Below are 26,916 nucleotides of genomic sequence, written 5' to 3' on the forward strand. Positions count from 1 at the left end.
CGACGCGGCGGCCGATCGATCCTCTTTCGCGTGGTTCGGAGCGATGTCATACTCGCCTCGAACGGGGGTGCCGGAAACCGGTCGGATGAGGGGGCCAGCGGCGTTCGCGTCGGATTGCGGGTGACTCGATGAGTAAGTGGACGGCAATCGCGGTCCTCGGCAGTGCGCAGTTCGTCATGGTGCTCGACAGCACCGTCATGAACGTGTCGATCTCGACGGTTGTCACAGACCTGGACACCACGGTCGCGGCCATGCAGAGCGCGATCACGTTCTACACCCTCACGATGGCGGCGGTCATGCTGCTCGGCGCAAAGCTCGGCGACATCTGGGGCCGGCGGCGCGCGTTCGTGATCGGTGCGGTCGTCTACTCGTGCGGTTCCCTGTTGACGGCACTGAGCCCGAATTTCGCGGTGCTCTTCCTCGGCTGGTCGGTCATCGAAGGACTCGGCGCCGTGCTGGTGATCCCGGCCATCGCAGCTCTCGTCGCGGAGAACTACCGGGACAGGGACCGCGTGACCGCGTACGCGATCATCGGAGCCGTGTCCGGGGCCGCGGTCGCGGCCGGCCCCCTGATCGGAGGCTACGTCACGACCTACCTGAACTGGCGCTACGTCTTCGTGTCCGAGGTCGTGATCATGATCGGCGTCGTGCTCACGGCGCGCCTCATCTCCGACAGCAGCGGGCCGAGCAGCACCCGAATCGACGTCCCGAGCGTCCTGCTCTCGGCGGCGGGCCTCGTCCTCGTCGTGTACGGGATGTTGCAGAGCAAGACCTGGGGGTGGATCCTCCCGAAACAGGCTCCCGAGATCAACGGGACCCCGATCGAGCCCCTGGGCCTGTCCCTCGTGCCCTACCTGATCCTGCTGGGCGTCTTCCTCCTCTGGCTGTTCACCGGTCGCCAACGGCGACTGGCCGAGACGGGCCGCGCCCCGCTCCTGGACGTCGGGATGTTCTCGATCACGCAGCTCCGGTCCGGGCTCTCCGTGCTCGGTGCGCAGTACGCGTTCACGGCCGGGGTGTTCTTCATGATCCCGATCTACCTGCAGATGACCCTGGGGCTCAACGCGCTGGAAACCGGGCTGAAGATCTTCCCGCTGTCGATCGCGCTCATCCTCTTCTCCGTGGTGGGCACCCGGTTGTCGACATTGTGGTCACCGCGCCGGATCGTGCGCGTCGGTCAGCTCGTCCTGGGGGGAAGCGCCGTATGCCTGCTCGGTTCCGTCTCCCTGGACCTGAAGAGCGTCGTGTTCGGCGTCGGGATGTTCACCGCGGGAGCTGCTCTCGGCCTTCTCGCCTCGCAACTCGGAAACGTGAACATGTCCAGTGTCGGCGAGGAGAGGACGAGCGAGGTCGGCGGGCTTCAGGGAGTCTTCCAGAACCTCGGCTCGTCGCTCGGTACCGCTTTGATCGGATCGGTGCTGATCGCGTCGCTCTCGTCCTCGTTCCTGAGCTCGGTGGAGAGCAGCAGCCTTCCCGACTCCGCGAAAGCCGCGGTCAGCACGCAGACAGCGGCCGGTGTCGCCATCGTTCCCGTCTCGAGTGTGGCCGGCATCGCGACGGACGCGGGACTGTCGAGCTCCGACAGTGCCGAGTTGACCAGGATCTACAGCGAATCACAGGTGTCCTCCCTGCGGGTGTCCTTCTTCGCGCTGGTCCTCTTCGCCCTCGGATCCCTGTTGTTCTCCAGGAACATTCCGAACCAGGCCGTCGAGAGGCGTCAGGGGAAGACCCGGGACGCGCGGCAATCGCCGTGACCGGGCCCATTCCCGGCGGTGCCATTCCAGGCAGTGCCCATTCCAGAAACGGCCGAACGACAGTATTTTGTCAGCGACGAGGGCATCACACGGGTGTCCCGGTATCCGAGGGAAGACGGCTCATGGATAATTTCTGGAACTTTGTCGGGTTCTTCTTCTGGTCCTTCGTCTTCCTCGCTTACCTGATGGTGCTCGTGACCGTCATCGGGGACCTGTTCAGCGACCATCAGGTCAGCGGCGGGGTCAAGGCCATCTGGATGGTTTTCCTAGTCTTCCTGCCCTTCCTCACCGCCCTCGTCTACCTGATCGCGCGGGGTTCCGGGATGTCCGAGCGCCAGGAGCAGCGCAGGAACCAGTACCGGGGCCAGACGGATCAGTACATCAAGACCGTTGCGGGTTCGTCGCCGTCCACGGAAATCGCGGACGCGAAGAAGCTGCTCGACTCCGGCGTCATCACCCAGGCCGAATACGAGCGGCTCAAGGCCCGCGCGCTGGGCTAGTCCTGCCCGGGGAGAAAACGACAGAAGAAAACGACAGAGAGGTCGTCAAGCATGGATGTCGTCCACCATGTATGAGGACAGGGCCGCGCTCGACAATGTCGTCGAGCACGCGACCGTGGGGGAGCGCAAGGCCAGGGGCAAGCGGGCCAGGGAGCAGACTCCCCGCGCCAGTCACTCGGGTTGGTCGCCGGCCGCGGACAGACCGGACCCGGTGGCGCTGCTCGAGGAACAGAACCTCACCAGGGAGCAGGACCTCGTGCCGGTCCGGCACGGCCGCATGCTGGTATCGCCGTTCACGTTCTACCGCGGCGCGGCCAGGATCATGGCCGCCGACCTCAAGGACACCCCGAGGTCCGGGCTGATCGTCCAGCTCTGCGGTGACGCCCACCTGTCCAATTTCGGCCTGTTCGCCTCGCCGGAGCGTGCCCTGCTCTTCGACCTGAACGACTTCGACGAAACCCTGCCCGGCCCGTTCGAATACGACGTCCAGCGGATGTGCGCGAGTTTCACGATCGCGGCGCGCAACAACAGGTTCACGAACTCCCAGGTCCACGACGTGACGCTCGCCTCGGTGCGGGCGTATCGCGAGGCGATGGCGGAATTCGCGAAGATGGGCACGATGGACGTCTGGTACGCCCGCATGACCGAGGAGACCGTCATGGCGACCCTCCAGGTGGCCGCGGGCAAAAAGAAAGGAGACCGGACGGAGCGCAAGGCTGCGGTGAACGCCGAGAAGAGGACCAGGGCGCTCGCCGACAAGGCCCGCACCCGTGACAGCCTGCAGGCGCTGTCGAAGCTCGCAGAGTTCGTTGACGGGGACTACCGGATCATCAGCCAGCCGCCGATCGTCATCCCTGTCCGGGAGCTGACGACGACGACGGGACTGTCGCCCGACGAGATCGAGGAATCGGTCCGGACGGCGTTCCGCTCCTACCGCGCCAATCTCCAGGATGACCGCCGCCGGCTGCTCGAACGTTTCGAACTCGTCGACGTTGCCCGTAAAGTCGTGGGCGTCGGGAGCGTCGGCACGCGCGCCTACATAGCGCTGCTCCAGGGGCGTGACCAACAGGATCCACTCTTCCTCCAGGTCAAGGAGGCCAGGGCCTCGGTGCTCGAGGACCACCTCGACAGGAGCCGCTACGAACAACCCGGTGAGCGCGTCGTGCAGGGACAGCGGATGATGCAGGCCGCGAGCGACATCTACCTCGGTTGGACGAAAGGGGTGCAGGAGAACCGGTTCCTCTACTGGCGCCAGCTACGCGACATGAAGGGGTCCGTCGTCGTGGAGAACATGGTGCCGTTCGGCATGACCCTCTATGCCGGGCTCTGCGGCTGGACGCTCGCTCGCGCGCACGCACGCTCGGGTGACCCCGTCGCCATCGCCGCCTACCTCGGGAAGAGAGCTGAATTCGACACGGCGATCACTGATTTCTCGCTGCGCTATGCGGACCAGAACGACCGCGACTATGAGGCCTTCGCCGAGGCCGTCCGTTCCGGACGGCTGCCGTCTATCGCCGGCCTGTAGGAGGTCCTTTCCGAACCAGCCGCGCAGCGCTGCAGCCTAAGATTCAGGAGGGTCATCCTCAGCGGCGTCCCGCTCGCCTGCCGAACTCCGGCAGCTGGCTGACGACTGGCCTCGAAGGACGACCCACCGATGTTGCACAAAACCAGCCTGCTCGCCGGGCTCACCGCCCTGGTCCTGCTTCCGCTCGCCCTCACCGGATGCTCGACGAACGGGAGCACCGCGACCGGATCGGACGCGGCATCCGCCGGGAAGACGACCATCGCGGTGGTCACCCACGGAAACCCGGGCGACGCGTTCTGGGACGTGGTCAAGAGTGGCGCAGAGCAGGCAGGCACCGACCTCGGCGCGACCGTGACATACCAGGGCGACGGTGACCCCGTGCGTCAGAGCCAGCTGATCGATTCGGCCGTCGCGACGCATCCGGACGGACTGATCGTCTCGATGGCGAACCCCGACGGGGTCAAGGCGTCCGTCGAGAAGGCCGTGGCGGCCGGCATCCCGGTGATCACGATCAACTCGGGACTCGAGGAGTCCCTCGCCTTCGGCGCCCAGACCCACGTCGGCCAGAGCGAGTACGCCGCCGGACAGTCCGCGGGGGAGCGCCTCGCCAAGGCGGGAGCCACGAAGGTGATCTGCGTCATCCACGAGGCAGGCAACACGGGCCTCGAGGACCGCTGCCGGGGAGCCGCCGCCGGGCTCGGCAGCCCGGTCACGAACGTACAGGTCGACATCGCCAACCTCGCGGACGCCCAGAACACGATCAAGAGCACGCTCCTGGCCGACCCGACGATCGACGGTGTGCTCAGCCTGAACCCGGGCATCGCCGTCGCCGCGAGCCAGGCCATCACCGACGCGGGCAGCCACGCGCAGCTCGCGACCTTCGACGTGTCCAAAGACGTGACGACGCTCATCGAGGCCGGCTCGATCCTGTTCGCGGTCGACCAGCAGCCTTATTCCCAGGGCTACCTTCCGGTGGTCTTCCTCACCCTGCAGAAGCGCAACGGCGATGTCGTCGGCGGCGGCCAGCCGGTGTTCTCCGGCCCCGGGTTCGTCACGAAGGAGAACGCGGCGCAGGTCGCCACCTACGCGGCACACGGAACCCGATGACCGGGCTGCTCCGCCGCCCCGAGGTCGGGGCCTTCGTCGCCGCGTTCGGGATCTTCCTGTATTTCTCGATCTCGACATCCGCTTTTCTGACCCCGGCCGGCGTCGCAACCTGGCTGTATTCGTCGTCGCTGTTCGGGATCATGGCCGTCGCCGTGGCGCTCCTGATGATCGGCGGAGAGTTCGACCTCTCCGCGGGCGCGATGACGGGAACGACCGGCCTGATCGTCGGTATTGCGACGACGCAGTGGGGCCTGAACGTGTGGCTCGCCCTCGTGCTCGCGCTCGCCGCGGCCCTCCTCGTCGGGGCATTCAACGCGTGGCTCGTCACCTCGACCGGCCTGCCGAGTTTCATCGTGACCCTCGCAACCTTCTTCATCCTGCAGGGCCTGAACCTCGCCGTCACCAAACTGCTCACCGGGACCGTCGCGATCCAGGGCCTCGGGGCCGTCACCGGCTTCGACCAGGCCCGGGTGCTCTTCGGCTCCTCGTTCCCGCTGTTCGGCATGGACGTCAAGATCTCGATCGTCTGGTGGATCCTGCTGACCGCGCTCGCGACCTGGGTGCTGCTGCGCACCCGCTTCGGCAACTGGGTCTTCGCGGTCGGCGGCCAGGCCGCAAGCGCCCGCCAGGTCGGCGTGCCCGTGCGCCGGGTGAAGTTCGGGCTCTTCCTCACGACCGCAGGCGCCGCCTGGCTCGTCGGAATGCTCCAGCTCTTCGACGTGTCGACCGTGCAGGCGACGACGGGCATCGGCCAGGAATTCGTCTACATCATCTGCGCCGTCGTCGGCGGCTGCCTGCTCACCGGCGGGTTCGGCTCCGCGATCGGCGCGTCCCTCGGCGCCCTCATCTACGGCATGGCGCTCCAGGGCATCGTCTTCGCCCAGTGGGACAGCAACTGGCTCAAGGCCTTCCTCGGCGGCATGCTGCTGCTCGCGGTACTCGTCAACCTCTGGGTGCGCCGCCAGGCCGGTGAGCGCTCATGACCGCGGCGGAGCCCCTGGGCGCGGCGGAGCCCCTGGGCGCGGCGGCGGATGCCCGGACGCCTCTTCTCGAGGTCCGCGGTCTCGGCAAGAGCTACGGTTCGGTGCGTGCGCTGAGCGGGGTGACGGCCTCGATCGGAGCCGGCGAGGTGCTCTGCGTGCTCGGCGACAACGGCGCGGGCAAGTCCACACTGATCAAGGTCCTCGCCGGGGCACACGGGCACACCGAAGGCACCCTCCTCGCCCACGGCGTCGAACAACACTTCGGGAGCCCCCGTGACGCGCTCTCCCTCGGCATCGCGACGGTCTACCAGGACCTGGCCCTCGTGCCGCTGCTCCCGGTCTGGCGAAACTTCTTCCTCGGAGCGGAGGAGACGGTCGGCCGCGGGCCGTTCCGCCGCCTCGCCGTCGCCAGGATGCGGGCGACCACCCGGGACAGCCTTGCGACCCTGGGCATCACCCTCCGCGACGTCGACCAGCCGATCGGCACCCTCTCCGGCGGGGAACGCCAGGCGGTCGCGATCGCCCGCGCCGTGCACTTCGGCGCGAAACTCGTCATCCTCGACGAACCGACGTCCGCGCTCGGCGTCACCCAGGCCGGCCTCGTGCTGCGGTACATCGCGCGGGCCAGGGACAGCGGCCTCGGCATCGTGTTCATCACGCACAACCCGCACCATGCCTGGGCCGTCGGGGATCGGTTCCTCGTGCTCAACCGCGGCACGAGCCTCGGCGAGTTCGCGCGCGACGGGATCACGGTCGACGAGCTCACGAGGCTGATGGCCGGCGGCGAGGAGCTCGACGCGCTCGGTCCTGTGCTCGGCCGGCCGGCATCCGCTGGGGACGCCAGCTGACCGAGGTGCGGGCCGACACCCCGGCGTCACACGCCTGTTCTACACTGGGGAATCGTCGTGCGGTGTGCAGCACCGCGTCCCGATCCGAGGAGCGAGCGTGACCGAGACCCCCGTTCCGCAGGGCGCAACCCAGGCCGCAGCGCAGTCCGCCGCCCAGGCCGTGCTCGAGGCCGGATCGCGCACGGCGGAGGCGCGCACCCTCATCGACATCCTCTTCGCCACCGAAGCCAGGCACCCCAACGCGCTCGCGCTCGAGGACCAGTCCGGCACCGTCAGCTACCGTCAGCTCAGGCACCTCGTCGACGAGCAGGCGCTCACCCTCAGCCAGGCCGGCGTGCGCCGCGGGGACACCGTCGGCATCCGCATCCCCTCCGGAACCCGCGAACTCTACGTGTCCATCCTCGCGACCCTGCGGGTCGGCGCCGCCTATGTCCCGGTCGACGCCGACGACCCAGAGGAACGCGCTCACCTGGTCTTCAGCGAGGCCCGCGTCGTCGGCGTGATCGGCCGCGGCGGCGTCTTCGAGTTCCGGCCGGCGGTGGACGACGTCATGCTCAGGCAGCGGATGCTGCCGCCCGAGGAGGACCTGACCCTCGCGCACACCCACCGCACCCTGCCCCGCGGCAGCGACGACGCCTGGGTCATCTTCACCTCCGGTTCGACGGGGGTGCCGAAGGGTGTCGCCGTCTCGCACCGCTCCGCGGCCGCGTTCGTCGACGCCGAGGCCGGACTGTTCCTCCGGGCCGACCCGATCGGCCCCGCCGACCGGGTGCTCGCGGGCCTTTCGGTCGCTTTCGACGCCTCCTGCGAGGAGATGTGGCTGGCCTGGCGGAACGGCGCCTGCCTCGTCTCCGCTCCCCGTTCGCTGGTGCGCAGCGGCGTCGACCTCGGCCCGTGGCTGATCGCGCACGGGATCACCATCGTGTCGACGGTGCCGACCCTCGCCGCCCTCTGGCCGGAGGAAGCCCTCGAACGGGTGCGCCTGCTCATTTTCGGCGGAGAAGCCTGCCCGCCCGAACTCGCCGACCGGTTGCAGGCCAGGGGCCGTGAGGTCTGGAACACCTACGGGCCGACCGAGGCGACCGTCGTCGCGTGCGCCGCGCTGCTCGACGGCAGCGCGCCGATCCGGATCGGCCTGCCCCTCGACGGCTGGGACCTCGCCGTCGTCGATTCCGCGGGCGCCCGCGTCGCCGAAGGCGAGACCGGGGAACTCATCATCGGGGGAGTGGGCCTCGCCCGCTACCTCGACCCGGCCAAGGACGCCGAGAAGTACGCCCCGCACGCCGGCCTCGGCTGGCCGCGCGCCTACCGGAGCGGCGACCTCGTGCGCTTCGAGGCGTCCGGCCTCGTCTTCGCCGGCCGCGCCGACGACCAGGTCAAGCTCGGCGGACGTCGCATCGAGCTCGGCGAGATCGAGGCAGCGCTGCGCACCCTGCCGGGCGTCGCCGGTGCCGCCGCTGTCGTGCAGCGCACCCCGGCCGGGAACCAGGTGCTCGTGGGCTACCTCGCACTCGTCGACGCGGCATCCGCCTTCGACCGCGGCCAGGCGACCGTGCGCCTGCGGGAGGAATTACCCGCCGCTCTCGTGCCGTTGCTCGCCGTCGTCGACGAGCTGCCCACGCGGGTCTCCGGCAAGGTCGACAAGGCCGCCCTGCCCTGGCCGCTCCCGGCGACGGGCGACGACACGGATGCCGGCCTGCTGTCTCCGACGGCGGCCTGGCTCGCCGAGAAGTGGGCTGCCATCCTCGGGTCCACCGTCGAGGGTCCGGACGCCGACTTCTTCGCACACGGCGGTGGCTCGCTCACGGCCGCCCAGTTCGTCTCCGCGCTCCGCGAACGCTACCCGGACACCCGGGTTAACGACATCTACGACCACCCCCGCATCGGCGCTCTCGCCGACGAACTCGACTCCCGCACCCCCGCCGTGGTGGCCGCGGCGCGCACCGTGCTTCCGGTCCCGTTCCGCAGCCAGCTCCTGCAGACCCTGCTCGGCATCCCGCTGCACGCGCTCGTCGGCGCCCGCTGGCTCGTCTACCTCGCGGCGGCGAACAACCTGCTCGCCGCGGGCGGCGCCACGTTCGCGCCGACGCTGTCCTGGTGGTGGATCCTCGCCGGATTCCTCGTCTTCGTCACCCCGCCCGGCAAGATGGCGCTCTCCGTTCTCGCGTCCCGGCTCCTCCTCCGCGGGGTGAAGCCGGGCGCCTACCCGCGGGCGGGGTCCGTGCACCTGCGGCTCTGGCTCGCCGAGCAGGTGTCCCTGCTCGTCGACGCCGTGAGCCTCGCCGGAGCGCCCTGGATCAGCTACTACGCCAGGGCGCTCGGCGCCCGCATCGAACCGGGCGTCGACCTGCACGCGCTCCCGCCCGTGACGGGGATGCTGTCCATCGGCGAGCGCGCCGCGATCGAACCAGAGAGCGACCTGTCCGGCTACTGGATCGACGGCGACGTGCTGCGCATCGGACGGGTGAAGATCGGCGCCGGCGCCACGATCGGCGCGCGCAGCACCCTCCTCGGCGGAGCGGTGATCGGCGAGGGCGCCGTGATCGAACCCGGCGCCGCCGTGTCCGGCCACGTGCCGGAGGGCGAACGCTGGGCCGGCTCGCCTGCTACCCGGGTCGGGGCCGCCCGCGGCGCCTGGCCGGCCGAACACCCGCCACGCGGCCGGCGCTGGCTTGCCGCATACGCCCTCGGCGCGCTCGGCATGACCGCGATGCCCGCGGTCGCGGTGATTCTCGCCGCCCTCCTCGTCGGCGCCGCGATCGGCGACGCCGGCACCCTGGGCCTCGCGCTCGGCCGGGCCGCGCTGATGATGCCGCTCGCCGTGGTGGTCGCCGGGCTCGTGTACGCGCTGCTCGTCGTGCTCGCCGTACGGGTGCTCGGCGTCGGGCTCCGCGAGGGCTACTACCCTGTGCGCAGTCGGTTCGGCTGGCAGGTCTGGATGACCGAGCGCATCCTCGACGGCGCGCGCACTCTGCTCTTCCCCGTCTACGCGAGCCTGCTCACCCCGGTCTGGCTGCGCCTGCTCGGCGCGAAGGTCGGCGCGGGCGTCGAGGCGTCGACCGTGCTGCTCATCCCCGCGCTCACCACGATCGCGCCCGCAGCGTTCCTCGCCGACGACACGATGGTCGCCTGTTACGAACTCGGCGGCGGCTGGATGCACATCGGGCCCGCCAAGGTGGGCCGCCGCGCCTTCCTCGGCAACAGCGGCATGGCCGGCGCCGGCCGCACGGTGCCGCGCAACGGACTCGTCGCCGTGCTCTCGTCCACGCCGCGCAAGGCCAAGCGCGGGTCCTCGTGGCTCGGCAACCCGCCAGAGCGGCTGCGGCGGCTCGTGACGGATGTCGACGAGGCGCGCACGTTCCAGCCGTCCGCCCGTCTCCGCACGGCCCGTGCCTTCTGGGAGGTGCTCCGGATCGTGCCGGTTGTCGTGACCGGGCTGATCGCCCTCGGCGTGCTCGCCGCGCTCGACGCCCTCTGGCTCGGCCTCGGTCTCGGCTGGGCGATCCTGCTCGGCGGGATCGTGCTCCTCGCGGCCGGTGCCGTCGCCGCGGTCGTGACGAGCCTCGCCAAGTGGGCGCTCGTCGGGCGGATCTCCGTGAGCGAGCATCCGCTCTGGTCATCGTTCATCTGGCGCAACGAGGTCTCGGACACCTTCGTCGAGATGGTCGCCCGGCCGTGGTTCGCGGCGAAGGCCGCCGGGACCCCCGCCCTGTCGATGTTCCTGCGCACGATCGGGGCCCGGGTGGGCCGCGGCGTCTGGTGCGAGACATACTGGCTGCCGGAAGCGGACCTCGTGGCCCTCGGCGACGGGGTCACCGTGAACCGGGGCTGCGTCGTGCAGACTCACCTGTTCCACGACCGGATCATGCAGCTGGACCGGGTCGCGCTCGCCGAGGGGGCCACCCTCGGACCGCACAGCGTGATCCTGCCCGCCGCATCGGTGGATGCCGGAGCGACGGTCGGCCCCGCGTCCCTCGTGATGCGCGGCGAGCGGGTGCCTGCCGGGTCGGTCTGGTCAGGAAACCCGATCTCGCCGTGGCACAGACTGCCGTGGACACCGTGAGCCCGCAGACCGGCGGGACGAACGGCGCAGGCAAGGGCTCTGCCGGTTCGTCCGGCAAGGTCGCCCTCAACCTCCCGACGACGATCGGCGCCGGCACGGCCGGCGATCCCTACCTGATCGGCGCGGGCAACGGCGGCTACCGGGCGCTGCACTACGACCTCGACCTGGACTACCGGGTCGCGACCAACCAGTTGCGCGCGACCGCGACGATCACCCTCGTGGCGACGATGCGCCTGGACCGGTTCAGCCTCGACTTCGACGGGCTGAGCGTCGACCGGGTCACGGTCAACGGCGCCCGGCCGCGCAAGTTCGTGCACACCGGACGCAAGCTCGTGGTGACCCCGCTGACGACGATGGAAGCCGGGGAACGGTTCGAGATCGCCGTGCGGTATCGCGGGGCGCCGCATCCGCTGCGGAGTATCTGGGGAGAGGTCGGCTGGGAGGAACTGCTCGACGGAGTCCTCGTCGCGGGCCAGCCGTGCGGGGCCGCTTCGTGGTTCCCCTGCAACGACCACCCGAGCAACAAGGCGACGTACCGGATCGCGGTGAGCTGCGAGGCGCCGTACACCGTGGTCTCGAACGGCACGCTCACCGCGAAGTCGACCCGTTCCGGCCACACCAGGTGGACCTTCGAGGTCGTCGAACCGATGGCGACCTACCTCGCCTCCGTGATGATCGGCCGGTACCGTTCGAGCGTGCTGCCGCCGGTTGCGGCGGGCGGCCCGGCCCCGGTGCCGATCATGCTGCACTTCCCGTCGAACCTCGCGCACAACGTCGGCGTCGACTTCGGAAGGCTCGGCGAGATGGTCTCGGTGTTCAGCACGACCTTCGGCCCCTACCCGTTCCCGGGGTACTCGGTCGTCGTGACGGATGACGTGCTCGAGATCCCGCTCGAGGCGCACGGCCTCGCCGTGTTCGGCCGCAATCACGTCGACGGCAACCATGGCAGCGACCGCCTGATCGCCCACGAGCTCGCGCACCAGTGGTTCGGCAACAGCCTCACCGCCGCCGCGTGGCGCGACATCTGGCTGCAGGAGGGTTTCGCCTGCTACGCGGAATGGATCTGGGGCGAACACGCCGGCGGACGCACCGCGGAGCAGAGCGCGGTGTTCCACCGCGGCAGGCTCGAGGCGCAACCGCAGGACCTCCTCGTCGGCGATCCCGGCCCGCACAACATGTTCGACGACCGGGTCTACAAGCGCGGTGCGCTCGCCCTGCACGCCGTGCGGCGCTCCCTCGGCGACGCGGTGTTCTTCGACACCCTGCGCGCCTGGACCCGCGCGAACCGGCACGGCCTCGTCTCGACGGATGCCTTTGTCGAGTTCGTCTCCATCCACACCGGGAGCGAGGAAATCCGCCGCATCATCGACCGCTGGATCTACCGGACCGCCCTCCCCAAGCTCTGACGTCGGGGGAGGCGAGCAGTCGGAGGGCCGGCTGAGACGCGGGGCCGGTTCCGGGACGGGCGAGCACGGCGACCCGGCCGACGAGCCCGAGGCCCGCGCCGGGGTCGAAGCTCGCGAGGAGGATGTCGGCCAGGGCGACGCCGGCGCCGGGCCAGGAGGCGAGCGCCGGGCCGAACCCGGCCGTTGGGGCGGGGGCGAGGGTGAGGTCGCGCGGATCGACGCGGAGGCCGTCGCCGGTCGACTTCAGGATCGCCTCCTTCGCACACCAGATCCCGGCGAGGTCTGCGGCGTTCGCCGCCCGCTCGCGAGGAGACAGGGCGACGTCGGCGAGGGGGGAGCGGGCGACGGCGTCCACGCTTTCGATGTCGACGCCGACGGGCCCGGCGAAGCTCACCGCGACGGCGACGTGGCCGGACGCCCGGCTGAGGCTGAGGTGAACGGTCGGGTGCGGCGCAGACCCGGATGTCACGGCCGCGAGGGAGGGCACCCCGTGCTCGGCGCTCCCGCAGTGCGGGCAGCGGCGACAGACCCGCACGCTCGCGGGATCGAGGCCGAGCGCCCACGCGGCGGCCGCCGCCAGCAGGGCTCGGTCGGCGGCATCCGTTGGTGAACGCGGCGCGACCATGACGATCACCTCGCCGATGGATTCCATGCACCAAGTGTGGCCGAACCCACGGCCGGTGGCACACTGGTAGCTGCACTCGAGGAGCACGACATGACACTGATTGACAACGCGGTCTACGTGGACGGTCGACGCCTCGCGACGCCTGCCTCCCTCGATGAGACCTATGCGACTCTGACCGAATGCGGCGGCTTCGCCTGGATCGGGATGTACCGGCCAGAAGAGGCTGAGCTGCGCTCCATCGCCGCGGAGTTCAACCTGCACCACCTGTCGGTCGAGGACGCGCTCAAGGGACACCAGCGTTCCAAGCTCGAACGGTTCGACGACATCCTCTTCGTGGTGCTCCGCCCGGCCCGGTACATCGACGCCGAGGAGCGGGTCGAATTCGGCGAACTGCACGTCTTCGTCGGGCCCGATTTCGTCGTGACCATCCGCCACGCCGAATCCCCGGACCTCGCGAAAGTGCGCGCACGGATGGAGTCGACGCCGAGGCTCCTGGCCCTCGGCCCTGAGGCGGTGCTCTACGCGATCTTCGACCAGCTCGTCGACGAATACGCGCCCGTGATCGCCGGCCTCGAGAACGACATCGACGAGATCGAGGACGAGATCTTCGACGGCGACCCCGAGGTCGCCCGGCGCATCTACGACCTGTCCCGCGAGGTGATCGAGTTCCAGCGGGCGACCCAGCCGCTGATCGGCATGCTCGAGGCCCTCAAGCGCGGCTTCGCGAAGTACAACGTCGAGGTCGAGCTGCACCACCACCTCGACGACGTGCTCGACCACGTGCTGCGGATCAACGAGCGCGGCTCGGCCTTCCGGCAGATCCTCGACAACGCGCTGATCGTGCACTCGACCCTCGTCACCCAGCGCCAGAACGACGAGACCCGGCGCCTCTCGGAGACGGGCCTGGCCCAGAGCGAAGAGGTCAAGAAGATCTCGAGCTGGGCGGCGATCCTGTTCGCTCCGACCCTCGTCGGAACCGTGTACGGGATGAACTTCGAGAACATGCCGGAGCTGCACTGGGAGTACGGCTACCCCTATGCCCTCGGGCTGATGGTCGCGGGCGGCTTCGTGCTCTGGCGCGTCTTCAAGAAGAACAACTGGCTGTAGCCGCTTCGGGCGCCCGCCGCGCAGATCAGAACCGATCGCCTGAGGCCTGAAGCGCAGGGTCAGGCCGGGACGCTCGCCGTCAGCAACCCGCCGAGGAACCGGGCGATCGCCCGGGCAGCCGGCAGCGGGGCGCTGGCCTCGACGGCGGGGTTGTAGTTCGTGTTCGTGTTGACGTCGTAGGTGACCCGGCGGCCGTCGGCGGTCTCGATGAACTCGATGCCGGCGATCTCGATGCCGTGGTCGGCGAGGAAGGCCTCGTACCGGGCGATCAGTGGGTCGCTGTCGAAGCCCTTGCGCAGGGCGAACGGCTCGACCGCTGCCGCGTCGTTTCCCGGGTCGATGACACACGCGTCTGCCGGACACAGTTCGAAACTACCCGCCGAGATGTCGACCCGGACCGCGTAGACGTAACGCCCGCCGACGAACTCGACCCGGGTGATGAAGGGCCGTTCCGCGGGCAGGTATTCCTGGAGCAGGGTGATGCCGTCGGCCGGCTCCTCGAAGAGCGGCGAGGCCAGGTAGGCGTCGAACTCCTCGAACGAGTCGAGGCGCCGCACGCCGAGTCCTTTGCCGCCCTGGTTGTGCTTCGTGATGAACGGCGTCGCGAATTCGCGGGAGCGCTCACGCAGGTCGTCACGACCGAACACGGCAACGGTCTTCGGAACGTCAAAGCCCGCCGCGCGCAGGGCGCGGTGTTGCTGCACCTTGCTCACCTCGAAGTTGATCGTGTCCCCGCCGTTGACGACGCGGCGTCCGGAGTCTTCGAGCCAGCGGAGATAGGCCCGGGTGTAGTCCTTCGAGTGCACGTTTCCGCGGCTGTGCGCCGAGGCGCTCATCCGCGACCAGTACACGCCCGGTGCGGGTTCGGCGTCGAGATCGATGGAGCCGCGGGTCAGCAGGACCTCCTCCGCAGGGACGCCTTCTGCGGCGAAGGCCGCGGTGAACGGCGGCAGCCAGTCGGGGTTCTCGTGGAGGATGTACACGCGCGGCAGCTCAGTCATCACTCCAGCGTACGAACACGGCAGAGGCCGCGCGACCAGGGTCGTCTCCGTGGCAGGTCGTGACGGTGCGTGACCCGCGAGCACCGCGCTCGGGGACCCGGACAACCACCGTGCCGAGCACGAGCCAGCCGACTCGGACATCCAGTTGTTCGTCTCGCTGCTGTCGGGATCGCACGGTCCTGCAGGCGGTGAAAACCGGCACGACGGCGGAGACGCCCCAGGCGCGGGCCTCGTCGATCGCGGCACGGACGAGGGCCTCACCGGTCCCCGCGCCCTGCACCTCAGGGCACTAGCCCTCGTTCACGGTGCCGGTCACGCCTGGGCGGCGCGCCAGGCGTCGACGTCCGCGCCGAGCGCGGCCTTCTCCGCCGGATCGAGGAACGAGGCTTCGATCCCGTTCCGGGCGAGGAGGGCGAGCCGGTCAGGCCCGAGTCCGAACTCGGCGTCGAGCGCCGCGAGGTTGTCGTCGATGTACCCGCCGAAGTACGCGGGGTCGTCCGAGTTGACCGTCGCGAGCAGGCCGAGGTCGAGCATCCGCACGATGGGGTGGTCGGCGAGCGTGTCGATCGCACGCAGCCGCACGTTCGAGAACGGGCAGACCGTGAGCGGCACCCGCTCGCGCACGAGCCGTTCGACGAGCGCGGGATCCTCGAGGCTGCGGATGCCGTGGTCGATCCGCTCCACCCCGAGCCGGTCGAGCGCGCTCCAGACGTACTCGGGCGGGCCCTCCTCGCCGGCGTGCGCGACCCGGCGCAGCCCGTTCGCGGCGGCGAGCGCGAAGACCTCCTCGAACAGTTCCGGAGGGTAGCCGACCTCCGCGGAGTCGAGTCCGACACCGTCGATCGTGTAGCCGCTCGCGAGAATCTCGCGGAGGATCTGCAGGGCCTCGTTCGCGGGCCGGTCGCGCAGGAACGTCACGATCAGTTTCGTCGAGATGCCGAAGTCCGGGACCGAGGTGCCGAGGGCATTCGCCACCCCGCCGAGCGCGGTCAGCAACGGGATGCCGCGGCTCGTGTGCGCCTGCGGGTCGAAGAAGATCTCGGCGTGCCGCACCCCCGCGTCAGCGGCCCTGCTGAGGTAGGCCCGGGTCAGGTCCGTGAAGTCGGCGGCTTGGCGCAGGACGTCGAGGTTGTGGTAGTACAGATTGAGGAAGGATTGCAGATCGGTGAACTCGTATTGCGCCCGCAACTCCGCCAGGGTCGCGAAAGGCAGGACGACGGCATTGCGTTCGGCCAGCTCGAAGATGAGCTCCGGTTCGAGAGTGCCCTCGATGTGCAGGTGGAGTTCGACCAGGGGGAGTTTCATTTCCCCATTCTCGCAAGCCCGGTCGGCTCCGATTCACCAGTGGTGTCCTCGTTCAGCGCACCGGCGGAAGCGCCCGCCAGCGCACGGTCCAGCACGACGGTCGGCAAACACGACAAATCCGCGGGTTTTCCCGCGAATCCCCACGAAACCCGGGGAGCCTGCGGCCGAACGGTGTTTTCCGGACTTAGGGTGTCGGTGTGTGGCGCCTCGATAGAAAACAAGATGACGACGACATCCTGTCGACCAACCCGGATGCTCCGTCGGGTGAGCCGCGGAATGCGGTCTCCCCGCAGACCGTGAGCCTCGGGGATCCCTCGGTCGTCGCGGGAAACATCGCCGAGCCGGTCTGGAACCGATGGCGCACCGAACTCGCCGAGATCGGCGGGCGCTCGCCTCTGTTGCACTTCGCGGACGAGCCGCGCACCCGCATCGAACTGAGCCAGGCCCACCCCGGCGGACTTCCGCAGTTCATCACCGGCAAGTCCACCCTGCTCTCCAACCTCATCCGCGACGAACTCGCGCTGCGCAACGCCCGCCTCGCGGCCGGTGAGATCACCCAGAAGGGCATCGAACTGCGCTCCATGCGCGGCATCGAATCGGTGCACCTGGGCATCGGCCTCGCCGAATGGCGCTTCGGCGACGTCGACTTCCTCGGCCCGGTGCTGCTCCGCCCGCTCGCGATCCGCCGCTACGGCCGCGACTTCGAGCTCAAGCTCAAGGGCCAGCCGTTCCTGAATCCCGAACTCGGCCGCGCGCTGCATGAGCAGTTCCAGATCACCCTCGACGCCGACGCCTTCGTCGCGCTCGCCGTGACCAACGGCGCCTTCAAGCCGCAGCCCGTCATCGACCGCCTCCGCGGCCTCACCTCGCACCTGCCCTGGTTCAACGTCACCCCGCGCCTCGTCGCATCCTCCTTCGCCGACGTCGGCCGGGCCATGAAGGCGGATGCCGCGCACCTCGAGCATCCGCTGCTCGACGCGATCGCGGGGAACCCGAGCGCCCGACGGGCCATCGAGGGCGCATACAACCCCGTCGTGCCGATCGGCCAGGACTCCCGGCCGCCCGCGACCGACGTGCTGCTGCTCGACGCAGACCCCGAACAGGAGAACGTCGTCGCGCAGATCGCGGCAGGCAACTCGCTCGTCGTCAAGACCCTGCCCGGCACCGGAGGCACCCAGACGATCGTCAACGCGATCGGCTCCCTGATCTCCCAGCACAAGCGTGTCCTCGTCGTGAGCGCCCGCCGCTCGAGCCTCGACGGCATCAACCAGCGCCTCACCCAGGTCGGCCTCCCCGGCGTCGCCGTCACCCCACGGCTGCTGCGCCGCGACCTGATCGCCTCGATCACCCGCAACGAGAAGGCCGTCCAGCCGATGGTCGGCGACGTCGACGACGCCCTCGTGCGGCTCCGCAAGGTGCTGCTCGACTACCGCGGCGCCCTCACCCGGCGCGACCCTGCCCTCGGCGTCTCCGTGCTCGACGCCCTCGGCGAACTCGCGAGGCTCGCCCAGCTGTCCTCCCCGCCGTCGACGACCGCCCGGCTCGAGCGGCACGCGCTCGAGCGCCTCGCCCAGAACCGGGCGACGGCGGCGCAGACGCTGATTAAGGCGGCCGCGCTCGGCCAGTTCCGTTACGGTCCAGGCGACTCGCCCTGGTACGGGGCGTCCTTCGCGGTGCCGGCCGAGGCATCCGCTGCCCACCAGCTCGCCAAGCGGGTCAACCAGGTCGAGCTGCCGCGCCTGCTCGAGCGTGCCGCCGGCCTCGTCGGCCAGACCCGGCTGCGGCCCTTCGAAACCATCGCAGAGCTCGGCGTGTACCTGCGTCTGCTGCTCGACATTCGCGACACCCTCGACAAGTTCCAGCCGGCCGTGTTCGACCGTTCGCTCACCGAGCTCATCTCGGCGACGTCCGCCCGCCGCGACTCTCCGGACATGACCGGCACCAGCCGACGGCGCCTGCGCCGCCTCGCCGAGGAATACCTGCGGCCGGGCGTGCACGTCACCGACCTGAACGACAGCCTCCGCCGGATCCAGCAGCAGCGCACCCTCTGGCAGCGCTACGTCGTCGCCGGCGTCATGCCGGAGGTGCCCGTCGGGATCTCCGACGTCCACGTCGCCTTCCAGCGCGTCTCCGAAGACCTCGCGGCCCTCGATATCCCACTGCGCAACACCGGCACGAACCGGCAGCTCGCGATGCGCCCGGTCAAGGAACTGATCTACACGATCTCCGGCCTCGCCGCCGAGAGCGAGGTGCTCGCCAACCTGCACGAGCGCACCGCGCTGCTCGCAACGCTGCGCGAACACAACCTCGACCCCCTGATGACCGACCTCGCGAAGCGGCACGTCTCAGAGGAGAACGTCGCCAACGAACTCGAGCTCGCCTGGTGGCAGTCCGTGCTCGAGACCATGCTCGGTGCCGACAAGGCGCTCCTGAACGCGAACACCCAGGTGCTCGACCGTCTCGAGGCCGACTTCCGCCTCGTCGACGAGGCCCACGCGTCGACGACCGGGCAGCGCCTCGGCTGGCTCCTCGCCGAAACCTGGAAGATCGGCATCGTCGACTGGCCCGAGGAGGCCGACCGTCTTCGCCGCCTGCTGCGCGCAGACCGCGCGACCCCGTCCCGCCTGAACAAGGCGGCCCCGCACCTCGGCCGCGTGCTCGCCCCGGTCTGGCTCGCCTCGCCGTACGAGGTCTCCAAGCTCGACGACCAGCACTTCGACGCCGTGCTCCTCGTCGACGCCGGCGCGACGACCCTCGCCGAGAACGTCGGCGCCATCCGTCGCGGCAAGCAGATCGTGGCCTTCGGCGACCCCGTCACCCAGACGCCGTCGCCGTTCGAGACCGGCATCACGGATGCCGGCGGCGGCACGAACGCCAACGCGCGCGTCAGCCGCGTCAGCCTCGCAGACCGCGCAGAGCGCGAAACCAACGTCGACGCCCTGCACGCGGACTCCGCCCTCGCCCGCCTCGGCGAACTGCTGCCCACCCTCACCCTGACCCGCAGTTACCGGGCCGGCGGCGAAGACCTCACCGAACTCGTCAACCACCGCTTCTACGGCGGCCGCATCGACTCCCTCCCGTGGGCAGGCAGCTACCTCGGTCACGGCAGCCTCACCCTGAACTACGTCGCGGGCGGCCACGGCATGCCCGACGCCGACAGCGGAGCCGTCGAGAGCGTCGACGCCGAGGTCACGAAGGTCGTCGACCTCGTGCTCGACCACGCCGTCAAGCGCCCGCGCGAATCGCTCATGGTGATCACCGCGAGCGCACGCCACGCCGTACGCGTGCACCAGGCCGTGCTTTCCGCCTTCTCCAAGCGCACCGACCTGGCCGACTTCATCCTCAAGGACCGGGCCGAACCGTTCACCGTGCTCACCCTCGAACAGGCCGTCGCCCAGAGCCGCGACCGGGTGATCTTCTCGATCGGCTACGGCCGCACCCCGCACGGACGCCTGCTGACCAACTTCGGCTCGCTCGGCGAACCCGGCGGCGACCGCCTGCTCGCGATCGGCATGACCCGGGCCCGCCGCGCCATGGACATCGTCTCCTGCTTCCGCCCCGCCGACATCGACGAGGACCGCCAGCGCCACGGCATCCTCGCCCTCGCCCAGGTGCTCACCGAGACCGAAGCCAGGCACAACGAGGCGCAGGTCCCCGATGCCACCGAGCCCATGCTCGTCGACCTCGCCCAGCGCCTCGAACGCCTCGGCGTCACCGTGACGCTCGGCCACCGCGGCAAGCTCGCCCTCGCGGGCTCGCACGCCGGCCGAGCCGTCGTCGTCGAAACGGATGCCGTCGTCGACCGGGCAAGCCTGCGCGAGTCGCTGAGGCTCCGTCCAGAGGTGCTGCGGCGACTCGGCTGGCACTACCTGCGGGTGCACTCCTTCGAACTGTTCAGCAACCCGGACGCCGTCGCCACCCGCGTCGCCGGCCTCGTCGGCGTCACACCCCCCACGCCGCCGGCAGCTCAGTACCCGCACGCGTGACGGACGGCGCCCGCGCCCTCGTGACTGCAGTGCCGTCCGGGGAAGACCTGAAGGACCTGTCGTGAAAGACACCGACGACTGGGTCGAGACCCCGGAGAGTGCAGCCGACCGGTCGCACGGACTCGACCCGGCGAATCCCGCGTCAGCGCCGCGCCAGTCCGTCGTGAAAGCCCGCGGCGGAGCCCGCCGGGCGCGCCTGACGCCGGCGCCGGACACGGATCCGAACCCGCACCCGCCGGTCCTGCGCGAGGAGGGCGGCGTCGCACCGCACGTCGCCGGAACCGAGCCGTCACGGAGCGCGAACGAGGCCCAGTTGCGTCAGGACCGCCCGCCGCACTGGTGACCTGCGCCCGGCATCCGCCGTTGCGTACGCGCTTCCGACGCTACGGCAGGCACGCCGGAGGAGAGCTACCTCGGGGACGGGCCGGTGTCGGGCTTGGCGGCGTCCGCGGCGAGGAGGTCGCGGATCTGGGTGAGCAGGTCGAGCTCGGTCGCGGGGACGGTTGTGTCCTTCGGCGGCAGGCCGGCGGCGCGGCGGCGCTCCTGCGCCTCCTTGAGCTTGTTGAGCGGCATCACGAAGACGAAGTAGACGACGGCGGCGATGAGCAGGAAGTTGATGAGAGCCGCGAGCACGAGTCCGAAGGCCAGGGTGCCGCCGCCGGGCAGCGGAACGCCCATCGCGCCGGCGAGGCTCTCCGATTTGAAGATCGCCGCGATCAATGGGTTGAAGATGCCCGTGACGATGGCGTTGACGACCGACGTGAACGCCGCGCCGATGACGACCGCGACCGCGAGTTCGATCACGTTGCCGCGCATGATGAACTCCTTGAAGCCCTGGATCATGGGGAATACTCCTAAGATTTTGCGGGCGAAGCCGCGCTCGTGGTTGATGGGGAGCTGGACGACGACGATGACGACGACGGGCCGGCGGATGCCCCGCCCGACTTCTCGGACGACGCGCCCGACTTCTTCTCCGACTTCTCGGCCTTCTTGGGCTTGTCAGAACCCTTGTCGGAGTGCGAACCCTTCTCGCCGTGCGACGCGGTGTCCGCGTGCGACTTGGCGTGCTTCTTCGGGTGCGCCTGCAGGGCCGCTTTCGCGTCCGAGCGGGAGTCGTTCTGGTAGAAGCCCGAACCGGTGAAGCTCACGCCGATCGAGGAGAACACCTTGCGCAGCTTGCCGCCGCAGGTCGGGCAGACGGTCAGCGTGTCGTCGGTGAAGGCTTGCTGGATATCGAACGCGGTGTCGCACTCGGTGCAACGGTAGGAATAGGTAGGCACTGAAACTCCGGCTGTAGGAACCCGGCGCGCGCCGGGAACCCTGATTGAAATAGATGAACGTGAGGGTGGATGAGTTAGAAGGTGATGATGCGCGTGGGCGTGACCAGGCCGTCGACGGGCTGGTCGTGCACTTCACGCGGCACGGAGTCGACGTATTCGTTGTCGAAGACGACGGCGTAGACCGGGGGACATTTCTCCATCGACCCGAGGGTCTTGTCGTAGTAGCCGCGGCCCCAGCCCATCCGCAGCCCGGTCGTGTCGACGGCGGCCGCGGGGACGATGATCAGGTCGACGTCATTGATCGCGATCGGCCCGAGCAGGCTGCCCGCGGGTTCTGGCATCCCGGAGACACCGGGGAATTCGGTCTGGTCCTCGCCGACGGTCCAGTCGAGCAGGCCGTCGTCCCGGGAGACCGGGAAGAGCACCCGGATGCCCTGGGCCTCGGCCCAGTTCACGAACGGCCGGGTATTGGGTTCGTTCCTGGCGGACAGGTAGCAGGAAATGGAGCGAGCGCTGAGGTCGACGACGATGCTCTGCAGGTTCGCGGTGAAGCCCGCCGTCGCGGCATCCGTCTCGACCGAGGTCATGTTCTGCCGGCGCTCACGCAGTTCGGCGCGGAGCGCCCGCTTTCGGTGAACGGTCTCGGAGTCCATATAAGTCATCCTAGATGCCGATAGCGTAGGGGCCATGGGTACACGCATCACGAAAGCCGTCATTCCCGTTGCTGGTCTGGGAACTCGCTTCCTCCCGGCCACGAAAGCAATGCCGAAGGAGATGCTCCCCGTCGTCGACAAACCGGCGATCCAGTACGTCGTCGAAGAGGCCGTCGCGGCCGGCCTGAACGACGTCCTGATGATCACCGGGCGCAACAAGAACGCCCTGGAGAACCACTTCGACCGGATGACCGAGCTCGAGGACGTCCTGATCCAGAAGGGCGACAAGGACCGCCTCGCCAAGGTTCAGTTCGCGACAGACCTCGCCGACATCCACTACGTTCGCCAGGGCGACCCGCTCGGCCTCGGCCACGCCGTCCTCCGCGCGAAGATGCACGTCGGAAACGAGGCCTTCGCCGTGCTCCTCGGCGACGACATCATCGATGCCCGCGACCCACTGCTCGAGAAGATGCTCACCGAGCAGGTCGAACGCAACACGAGCGTCATCGCGCTCATGGAGGTCGAGCCCTCGCAGATCCACCTCTACGGTTGCGCCGCGATCGAGGCCACCGACGACCCCGACGTCGTGCGCATCACCGGCCTCGTCGAGAAGCCCGCTGAAGCGGATGCCCCGTCGAGCCTCGCCATCATCGGCCGGTACGTGCTCCGCCCCTCGGTCTTCGGCGTGCTCGAGCACACCGAGCCGGGCAAGGGCAACGAGATCCAGCTGACCGACGCCCTGCAGGAGATGGCGGTGAACCCCGAGACCACGGGCGGCGTCTACGGCGTCATCTTCCGCGGTCGCCGCTACGACACCGGCGACCGGCTCGACTACATCAAGGCCATCGTGCAGCTCGCCGTCGACCGCGAAGACCTCGGTCCCGACTTGCGCCCATGGCTCAAGGGATTCGCCGCCACCCTCGACTGATCGGGGTGACTCGGGGACTGATCCGGGTGACTACAGTGGGGGAACACCAGTTGAATCCGAGTAGACAGGCAGGTTGTGGCGATCGCGATTCCGACGCTCTTCGACGGTGATGTGACGTTGCGTCCCATCCGGCTGCGCGATGACAAAAACCTCGAACGCTCCCTGATGGAGAACCGAGGCTGGCTGCGCGCCTGGGAGGCGACCAGCCCGTACGCGCCGATGTCCTTCGACACCCGCGCGAGCATTCGCAGCCTGCTCGCGCACTCGCGCACCGGGAACGGCCTGCCGTTCGTGATCGAATTCCAGGGCCGGCTGGCCGGCCAGCTCAACGTCTCCTCGATCAGCTGGGGCTCGCTGTCGAGCGCGACGATCGGATACTGGGTCGCCGAGGAGTTCGCCGGTCGTTCGATCACCCCGATCGCCGTGGCCCTCGCGACCGACTACTGCTTCGGGCAGCTCGGCCTGCACCGGATGGAGATCTGCATCCGGCCGGAGAACGGCCCCTCCCTGCGCGTCGTCGAGAAGCTCGGCTTCCGTTACGAGGGCCTCCGCCGTCGCTACATCCACATCAACGGCGACTGGCGCGATCACTTCTGCTTCGCCCTCGTGGCCGAGGAAGTGCGCCAGGGCGTGCTGCGCCGCTGGCGCGACGGGGCGGCCCCCGCCGATGCTGCGGCGGTGACCCCCGCGGACAGGGCCGCGGCGGCGCATCCGCTCGGTGTGGCCGAGTACTGAGCATCGAACCACAACCCGCGCACAGCAGAGACGCCGCGCAAAAAGACACGCCGCGCAAAAAAGAATCGTCGATTCACCGGCGAGTCGGCGGACACACCCCGTCTAATCAGCGCCGGAACGGCCCCTGACTCATACCGTAGGGAGCATGAGTAGCGAGGTCCTGGGTGGCGGAGTCATGGTGGGGGTCGCCGCCGTGCTCTGGGTGGCCTATTTGATGCCGACCTGGACCCGACGACGCCAATATCTCACGATCGAACGCAATGCGGTTCGGTTGCAGCAGACCATGCGTATCCTCGCGGAGACGTCGGAGATTCCGCAGGAGGTACGACTCGAGGCGAATGCCCGCACCGTCGTGACCCAGCAGAAGCTGCTCGCGCAGGCCGAGGAGGACGCTCGCGTCGAGGCCAAGGCCGTGATGGCCGCCGCGAGTTCCGCCCGCCGCGCGGTCGCCGCCCAGGCCGCAGCAGAACGCGCCGCCGCCGCGCAGGTCGCCGCGGTACAGGCCGCCGCCCAACGCGCCGCCCAGTCCACCGTCATCGGGCACGCAGCGGCCAGGAGCCGGCGCGTGCGCCGCGTGCGTGCCCTCGCGACCCTCGTGCTCCTCGGCGGCCTCCTGGCCGTCACACTCGGCCTCGTCGCCCTGGTCTCCGGCGGCTCGGCCGTCCTCCTCGCCGTCGGCGCCGCCTCCGGCGTCCTCGCATTCGGCACCCTCAACCGCCTCGCCCGCACCAGCGCGCACGCCAGGGCCCGGTCCGTCGCCGCGGGCCCCGCCGTCGCCGAAGCCCGCTCCCGGCCGCTCGTCGGGCAGGACTTCGAACCGGTGCAGTTCGAGGAGACCCCCGTTCCCGTGCAGACCTGGACGCCGCACCCGCTGCCCCGCCCGCTGCACCTCGCCCCCGGCACGGTCGCCCAGGTCGCCATGGCTTCAGCGGATGCCGCCGCGCAGCTCCGCCGGGCAGCCGCGGAGGCCGAGGTGGCCCGCCGAGCCGACCAGCTGCAGGTCGCGGTCACGCCGCTCCGGCACACCGGAACGATCTTCGCCCAGGGCAGCAGCCTGGGCAGCAACGTGGGCACGAACGTGGGCACAAGGCCGGTCACGAAGACAGGGCCGGTCGCCGTCGCGGGCAAGGCAACGGCCGCCGCACCGGTCAGCCGCTTCGCGTCGATGGGCATCGTCGGCGAGACCGAGCCGGGAATGACCGACCTCGACGCCGTTCTGCGCCGCCGCCGCGCCGCCGGGTAGGCACTCGGACGAGCACCCCCGTTCCGCCAGGAGGTCGCCGCGCACGGGGTGTGCTCAGAACGAGGCCCAACGCGTGATATTCTTCATAAGCGGTTGGGGGCTATGGCGCAGTTGGTAGCGCGTCTCGTTCGCAATGAGAAGGTCAGGAGTTCGAATCTCCTTAGCTCCACCGGCAAGACAGAAGGATCGTGGCCCAGCGGCCCCGGTCCTTTTGTCGTTTCCGGGGTGAATTCCAGCCACGACGATACTCGGCGACGCGTGAGGGTTGCGCGGATCAGTGCGCGAGCGGGCCGGGCTTCTGCAACTCCTGGGTGATCCGGTTCGCCTCCTCGAGGAGCAGGCGACCGAGGAACTCCTGTCGCTCCGGCCGGAACCGGGGCTCGATCCCGGTCAGGGACAGCGCCCACGCCGGCCGGCCGGACCGATCGAAGATCGCCGCTCCCATGCCCCAGCTGCCCTCCAGGATCAGCCCGGGGTTGACCGCATACCCCGTGGTGCGGGTGAGCTCGAGGTTCGAGCGGATGCCCGCCGCCGTGTGCGCCGGACCCCACGTCGCTGCGAGCTCGCCGCCCAGCAATGCCGTCACCTCGTCCTCCGGCAGGTACGCGAGGATCGCGAGCCCGGCGGAGGCGACGCCGAGCGGGAACCGCACGCCCTCGTGCAGAACGAACGACCGGATCGGGAAGCTGCCCTCTTCCCGCAGCAGGCAGACGGTCTCCGCGCCTCGGCGGATGGAGAGGAAGGCGCTCTCGCCGGTCTCCTCGGCGAGCCGGCGCAGGCTCGGCCGGGCGAGCTCCTCGATCGGGTATCGGTCGGCGGCGACGACCCCCATCACGAAGATCTCGGGCCCGTAGTGCCAGGTGTGCCGCACGGGATCGTGGTCGAGCAGCCCCTCTGCGGCGAGCGAGGTGAGCAGGCGGTGCACGGTCGGCCGGGTCAGGCCGGAGTCCCGCACGATGTCGGAGAGCGCAGCCCCGCCCGGCGCGCGGCCCACGAGCCGGAGAAGCAGGGCGATCCGGGCCGTCACCTGGGCGCCCTGCACGGTGCCGCCCTGCACGGTGCCGCCCGGTCCTTTTGCGTCAACCGTGGTCATCTCGACTCCTATGTGTCCATAATGTGGATGATGGTGAGCCTAGTGTTCACGGGGTGGATGCGCAATCCAACGCACGGATTTCCGCGATTGACACGGTCCTCGCCGCCCGGTTAGCATGGCCGTCAGACAGCGTGTCCACAGGGTGGACACAGTGAATGCTCAATGAGGAGACGACCATGTCCACGGTACTGACCAGCGCGGCCGACGCACTCGGTGACGTCCTCCACGACGGGATCGTGCTCGCGGTGGGCGGCTTCGGCCTCTGTGGGATTCCCGCCGACCTGATCGACGCGGTGCGGGCATCCGGTGTTCGTGATCTCACGGTCGTCTCGAACAACATGGGCGTCGACGGGATCGGTCTCGGCCGGCTGCTCGAGACCGGGCAGGTGCGGAAGGTGATCGCGTCGTACGTCGGCGAGAACCGGCTCTTCGCCGAGCAGCTTCTCGCGGGCGAGCTCGAGGTCGAATTCAGCCCCCAGGGCACCCTCGCCGAGCGCCTCAGGGCCGGGGGAGCAGGAATCCCCGCCTTCTACACGAAGACCGGGGTCGGCACCCTCGTGGCAGAGGGCAAGCCCCACGCGGTGTTCGACGGCATCCGCTACGTGCAGGAACGCGGCATCGTCGCCGACGTCGCCCTCGTGCACGCCTGGCGCGCCGACACGGAGGGCAACCTCGTCTACCGGTACACCGCCCGCAACTTCAACCCGCTCGTCGCGACCGCCGGCATCGTCACGATCGCCGAGGCCGAACAGATCGTGCCGCGCGGCACGATCT

Annotated in this window: 23 protein-coding genes and 1 tRNA gene; 16 read left to right on the plus strand and 8 right to left on the minus strand. The window is 69.5% G+C overall.

Features of this window, described 5'->3' with window-relative positions; all coding sequences use genetic code 11:
* Positions 1-128 precede the first annotated feature (128 nt).
* The 8 genes from QN357_RS02295 to QN357_RS02330 all read left to right on the plus strand — a co-directional run bounded on the left by QN357_RS02295 (position 129) and on the right by QN357_RS02330 (position 12,186).
* Entirely contained in the window at positions 129-1,754 is a 1,626-nt protein-coding gene (locus QN357_RS02295) for an MFS transporter (protein ID WP_323504379.1), read from the plus strand.
* 122 nt (positions 1,755-1,876) lie between these two features.
* Positions 1,877-2,254 (plus strand): SHOCT domain-containing protein, encoded by a 378-nt coding sequence (locus tag QN357_RS02300; protein ID WP_322135251.1) that lies wholly within the window; start codon positions 1,877-1,879, stop codon positions 2,252-2,254.
* Positions 2,255-2,321: 67 nt separating this feature from the next.
* Positions 2,322-3,779 carry a DUF2252 domain-containing protein gene (locus tag QN357_RS02305; RefSeq protein WP_198413412.1) on the plus strand — a complete coding sequence of 486 codons (1,458 nt, stop codon included), beginning with the start codon at positions 2,322-2,324 and terminating at the stop codon, positions 3,777-3,779.
* Positions 3,780-3,908: 129 nt separating this feature from the next.
* A complete protein-coding gene (locus QN357_RS02310) occupies positions 3,909-4,886 on the plus strand; it encodes a sugar ABC transporter substrate-binding protein (protein ID WP_134449317.1) in 978 nt (325 codons plus the stop codon).
* Positions 4,883-5,869: an ABC transporter permease gene (locus tag QN357_RS02315; RefSeq protein ID WP_134449318.1), complete on the plus strand. Its 987-nt coding sequence runs from the start codon at positions 4,883-4,885 to the stop codon at positions 5,867-5,869. The genes QN357_RS02310 and QN357_RS02315 overlap by 4 nt, the downstream gene beginning before the upstream one ends.
* Positions 5,866-6,717: an ATP-binding cassette domain-containing protein gene (locus tag QN357_RS02320; RefSeq protein WP_323504380.1), complete on the plus strand. Its 852-nt coding sequence runs from the start codon at positions 5,866-5,868 to the stop codon at positions 6,715-6,717. Before QN357_RS02315 ends, QN357_RS02320 begins: the two co-directional genes overlap by 4 nt.
* Before the next feature lie 97 nt (positions 6,718-6,814).
* Positions 6,815-10,780, plus strand: a complete 3,966-nt coding sequence (locus QN357_RS02325; RefSeq protein WP_416347603.1) for a Pls/PosA family non-ribosomal peptide synthetase — start codon at positions 6,815-6,817, stop codon at positions 10,778-10,780.
* A complete protein-coding gene (locus QN357_RS02330; RefSeq protein WP_323504381.1) occupies positions 10,753-12,186 on the plus strand; it encodes a M1 family metallopeptidase in 1,434 nt (477 codons plus the stop codon). The genes QN357_RS02325 and QN357_RS02330 overlap by 28 nt, the downstream gene beginning before the upstream one ends.
* On the opposite strand, the gene QN357_RS02335 is transcribed toward QN357_RS02330, so the two are convergent.
* A complete protein-coding gene (locus tag QN357_RS02335; protein WP_134449321.1) occupies positions 12,143-12,838 on the minus strand; it encodes a 4'-phosphopantetheinyl transferase family protein in 696 nt (231 codons plus the stop codon). The genes QN357_RS02330 and QN357_RS02335 overlap by 44 nt on opposite strands.
* Before the next feature lie 63 nt (positions 12,839-12,901).
* Between QN357_RS02335 and QN357_RS02340 the strand changes: the two genes are divergently transcribed.
* A complete protein-coding gene (locus QN357_RS02340; RefSeq protein ID WP_134558253.1) occupies positions 12,902-13,918 on the plus strand; it encodes a magnesium and cobalt transport protein CorA in 1,017 nt (338 codons plus the stop codon).
* Between the two features lie 59 nt (positions 13,919-13,977).
* Here QN357_RS02340 and QN357_RS02345 read toward each other — a convergent pair whose 3' ends face one another.
* From QN357_RS02345 to QN357_RS02355, 3 genes are read right to left on the minus strand one after another with little or no spacing between them, the layout of a single operon-like run.
* Positions 13,978-14,919, minus strand: a complete 942-nt coding sequence (locus QN357_RS02345) for an alpha-L-glutamate ligase (RefSeq protein ID WP_323504382.1) — start codon at positions 14,917-14,919, stop codon at positions 13,978-13,980.
* Positions 14,912-15,199 carry a hypothetical protein gene (locus QN357_RS02350; RefSeq protein ID WP_323504383.1) on the minus strand — a complete coding sequence of 96 codons (288 nt, stop codon included), beginning with the start codon at positions 15,197-15,199 and terminating at the stop codon, positions 14,912-14,914. Before QN357_RS02350 ends, QN357_RS02345 begins: the two co-directional genes overlap by 8 nt.
* Positions 15,200-15,231: 32 nt before the next feature.
* Positions 15,232-16,224 carry an adenosine deaminase gene (locus tag QN357_RS02355; protein WP_323504384.1) on the minus strand — a complete coding sequence of 331 codons (993 nt, stop codon included), beginning with the start codon at positions 16,222-16,224 and terminating at the stop codon, positions 15,232-15,234.
* 197 nt (positions 16,225-16,421) lie between these two features.
* On the opposite strand from QN357_RS02355, the gene QN357_RS02360 reads away from it, so the two are divergent.
* Entirely contained in the window at positions 16,422-20,210 is a 3,789-nt protein-coding gene (locus QN357_RS02360) for an AAA family ATPase (RefSeq protein WP_323504385.1), read from the plus strand.
* A gap of 61 nt (positions 20,211-20,271) precedes the next feature.
* A complete protein-coding gene (locus tag QN357_RS02365) occupies positions 20,272-20,553 on the plus strand; it encodes a hypothetical protein (RefSeq protein WP_281535693.1) in 282 nt (93 codons plus the stop codon).
* Between the two features lie 65 nt (positions 20,554-20,618).
* Here QN357_RS02365 and mscL read toward each other — a convergent pair whose 3' ends face one another.
* From mscL to QN357_RS02380, 3 genes are all read right to left on the minus strand, one after another.
* Positions 20,619-21,053: a large conductance mechanosensitive channel protein MscL gene (gene mscL, locus QN357_RS02370; RefSeq protein WP_323504386.1), complete on the minus strand. Its 435-nt coding sequence runs from the start codon at positions 21,051-21,053 to the stop codon at positions 20,619-20,621.
* Positions 21,054-21,064: 11 nt separating this feature from the next.
* Positions 21,065-21,490, minus strand: coding sequence for an FmdB family zinc ribbon protein (locus QN357_RS02375; RefSeq protein ID WP_323504387.1), 426 nt, complete (start codon positions 21,488-21,490; stop codon positions 21,065-21,067).
* A gap of 74 nt (positions 21,491-21,564) precedes the next feature.
* Positions 21,565-22,143, minus strand: coding sequence for a 5-formyltetrahydrofolate cyclo-ligase (locus QN357_RS02380; protein WP_134558258.1), 579 nt, complete (start codon positions 22,141-22,143; stop codon positions 21,565-21,567).
* 34 nt (positions 22,144-22,177) lie between these two features.
* Here QN357_RS02380 and galU point away from each other — a divergent pair, with 34 nt between their 5' ends.
* The 4 genes from galU to QN357_RS02400 all read left to right on the plus strand — a co-directional run bounded on the left by galU (position 22,178) and on the right by QN357_RS02400 (position 25,218).
* Positions 22,178-23,071 carry a UTP--glucose-1-phosphate uridylyltransferase GalU gene (gene galU / locus QN357_RS02385; RefSeq protein WP_134558259.1) on the plus strand — a complete coding sequence of 298 codons (894 nt, stop codon included), beginning with the start codon at positions 22,178-22,180 and terminating at the stop codon, positions 23,069-23,071.
* Between the two features lie 75 nt (positions 23,072-23,146).
* The gene (locus QN357_RS02390; protein WP_134449330.1) at positions 23,147-23,806 is read left to right on the plus strand and encodes a GNAT family N-acetyltransferase; all 660 of its coding nucleotides are present in this window, start codon (positions 23,147-23,149) and stop codon (positions 23,804-23,806) included.
* Positions 23,807-23,951: 145 nt separating this feature from the next.
* Positions 23,952-25,049, plus strand: coding sequence for a hypothetical protein (locus QN357_RS02395; protein WP_323504388.1), 1,098 nt, complete (start codon positions 23,952-23,954; stop codon positions 25,047-25,049).
* A 96-nt stretch (positions 25,050-25,145) separates the two neighbouring features.
* Positions 25,146-25,218: transfer RNA gene (locus QN357_RS02400), tRNA-Ala, on the plus strand.
* A gap of 105 nt (positions 25,219-25,323) precedes the next feature.
* Here the strand turns inward: QN357_RS02400 and QN357_RS02405 are convergent.
* Complete coding sequence (locus QN357_RS02405) at positions 25,324-26,142, minus strand: IclR family transcriptional regulator (RefSeq protein ID WP_134560556.1); 819 nt, start codon at positions 26,140-26,142, stop codon at positions 25,324-25,326.
* 176 nt (positions 26,143-26,318) lie between these two features.
* Here QN357_RS02405 and QN357_RS02410 point away from each other — a divergent pair.
* Positions 26,319-26,916 (plus strand): CoA transferase subunit A (locus QN357_RS02410; RefSeq protein ID WP_323504390.1); only part of this gene is annotated, 598 nt, incomplete at its 3' end.

Origin of the sequence: Cryobacterium sp. RTC2.1, assembly GCF_035018685.1 — a bacterium.
In the GTDB taxonomy this organism is placed as follows: Bacteria; Actinomycetota; Actinomycetes; order Actinomycetales; family Microbacteriaceae; genus Cryobacterium; species Cryobacterium glucosi.

Coding starts and splice junctions, on each gene's coding strand:
- mscL (WP_323504386.1), bottom strand. CDS start 21,053: ATGATCCAGGGCTTCAAGGAGTTCATCATGCGCGGCAACGTGATCGAA.
- QN357_RS02305 (WP_198413412.1), top strand. CDS start 2,322: ATGTATGAGGACAGGGCCGCGCTCGACAATGTCGTCGAGCACGCGACC.
- QN357_RS02395 (WP_323504388.1), top strand. CDS start 23,952: ATGAGTAGCGAGGTCCTGGGTGGCGGAGTCATGGTGGGGGTCGCCGCC.
- galU (WP_134558259.1), top strand. CDS start 22,178: ATGGGTACACGCATCACGAAAGCCGTCATTCCCGTTGCTGGTCTGGGA.
- QN357_RS02380 (WP_134558258.1), bottom strand. CDS start 22,143: ATGGACTCCGAGACCGTTCACCGAAAGCGGGCGCTCCGCGCCGAACTG.
- QN357_RS02405 (WP_134560556.1), bottom strand. CDS start 26,142: ATGACCACGGTTGACGCAAAAGGACCGGGCGGCACCGTGCAGGGCGGC.
- QN357_RS02335 (WP_134449321.1), bottom strand. CDS start 12,838: ATGGAATCCATCGGCGAGGTGATCGTCATGGTCGCGCCGCGTTCACCA.
- QN357_RS02300 (WP_322135251.1), top strand. CDS start 1,877: ATGGATAATTTCTGGAACTTTGTCGGGTTCTTCTTCTGGTCCTTCGTC.
- QN357_RS02345 (WP_323504382.1), bottom strand. CDS start 14,919: ATGACTGAGCTGCCGCGCGTGTACATCCTCCACGAGAACCCCGACTGG.
- QN357_RS02355 (WP_323504384.1), bottom strand. CDS start 16,224: ATGAAACTCCCCCTGGTCGAACTCCACCTGCACATCGAGGGCACTCTC.
- QN357_RS02310 (WP_134449317.1), top strand. CDS start 3,909: ATGTTGCACAAAACCAGCCTGCTCGCCGGGCTCACCGCCCTGGTCCTG.
- QN357_RS02315 (WP_134449318.1), top strand. CDS start 4,883: ATGACCGGGCTGCTCCGCCGCCCCGAGGTCGGGGCCTTCGTCGCCGCG.
- QN357_RS02295 (WP_323504379.1), top strand. CDS start 129: ATGAGTAAGTGGACGGCAATCGCGGTCCTCGGCAGTGCGCAGTTCGTC.
- QN357_RS02340 (WP_134558253.1), top strand. CDS start 12,902: ATGACACTGATTGACAACGCGGTCTACGTGGACGGTCGACGCCTCGCG.
- QN357_RS02320 (WP_323504380.1), top strand. CDS start 5,866: ATGACCGCGGCGGAGCCCCTGGGCGCGGCGGAGCCCCTGGGCGCGGCG.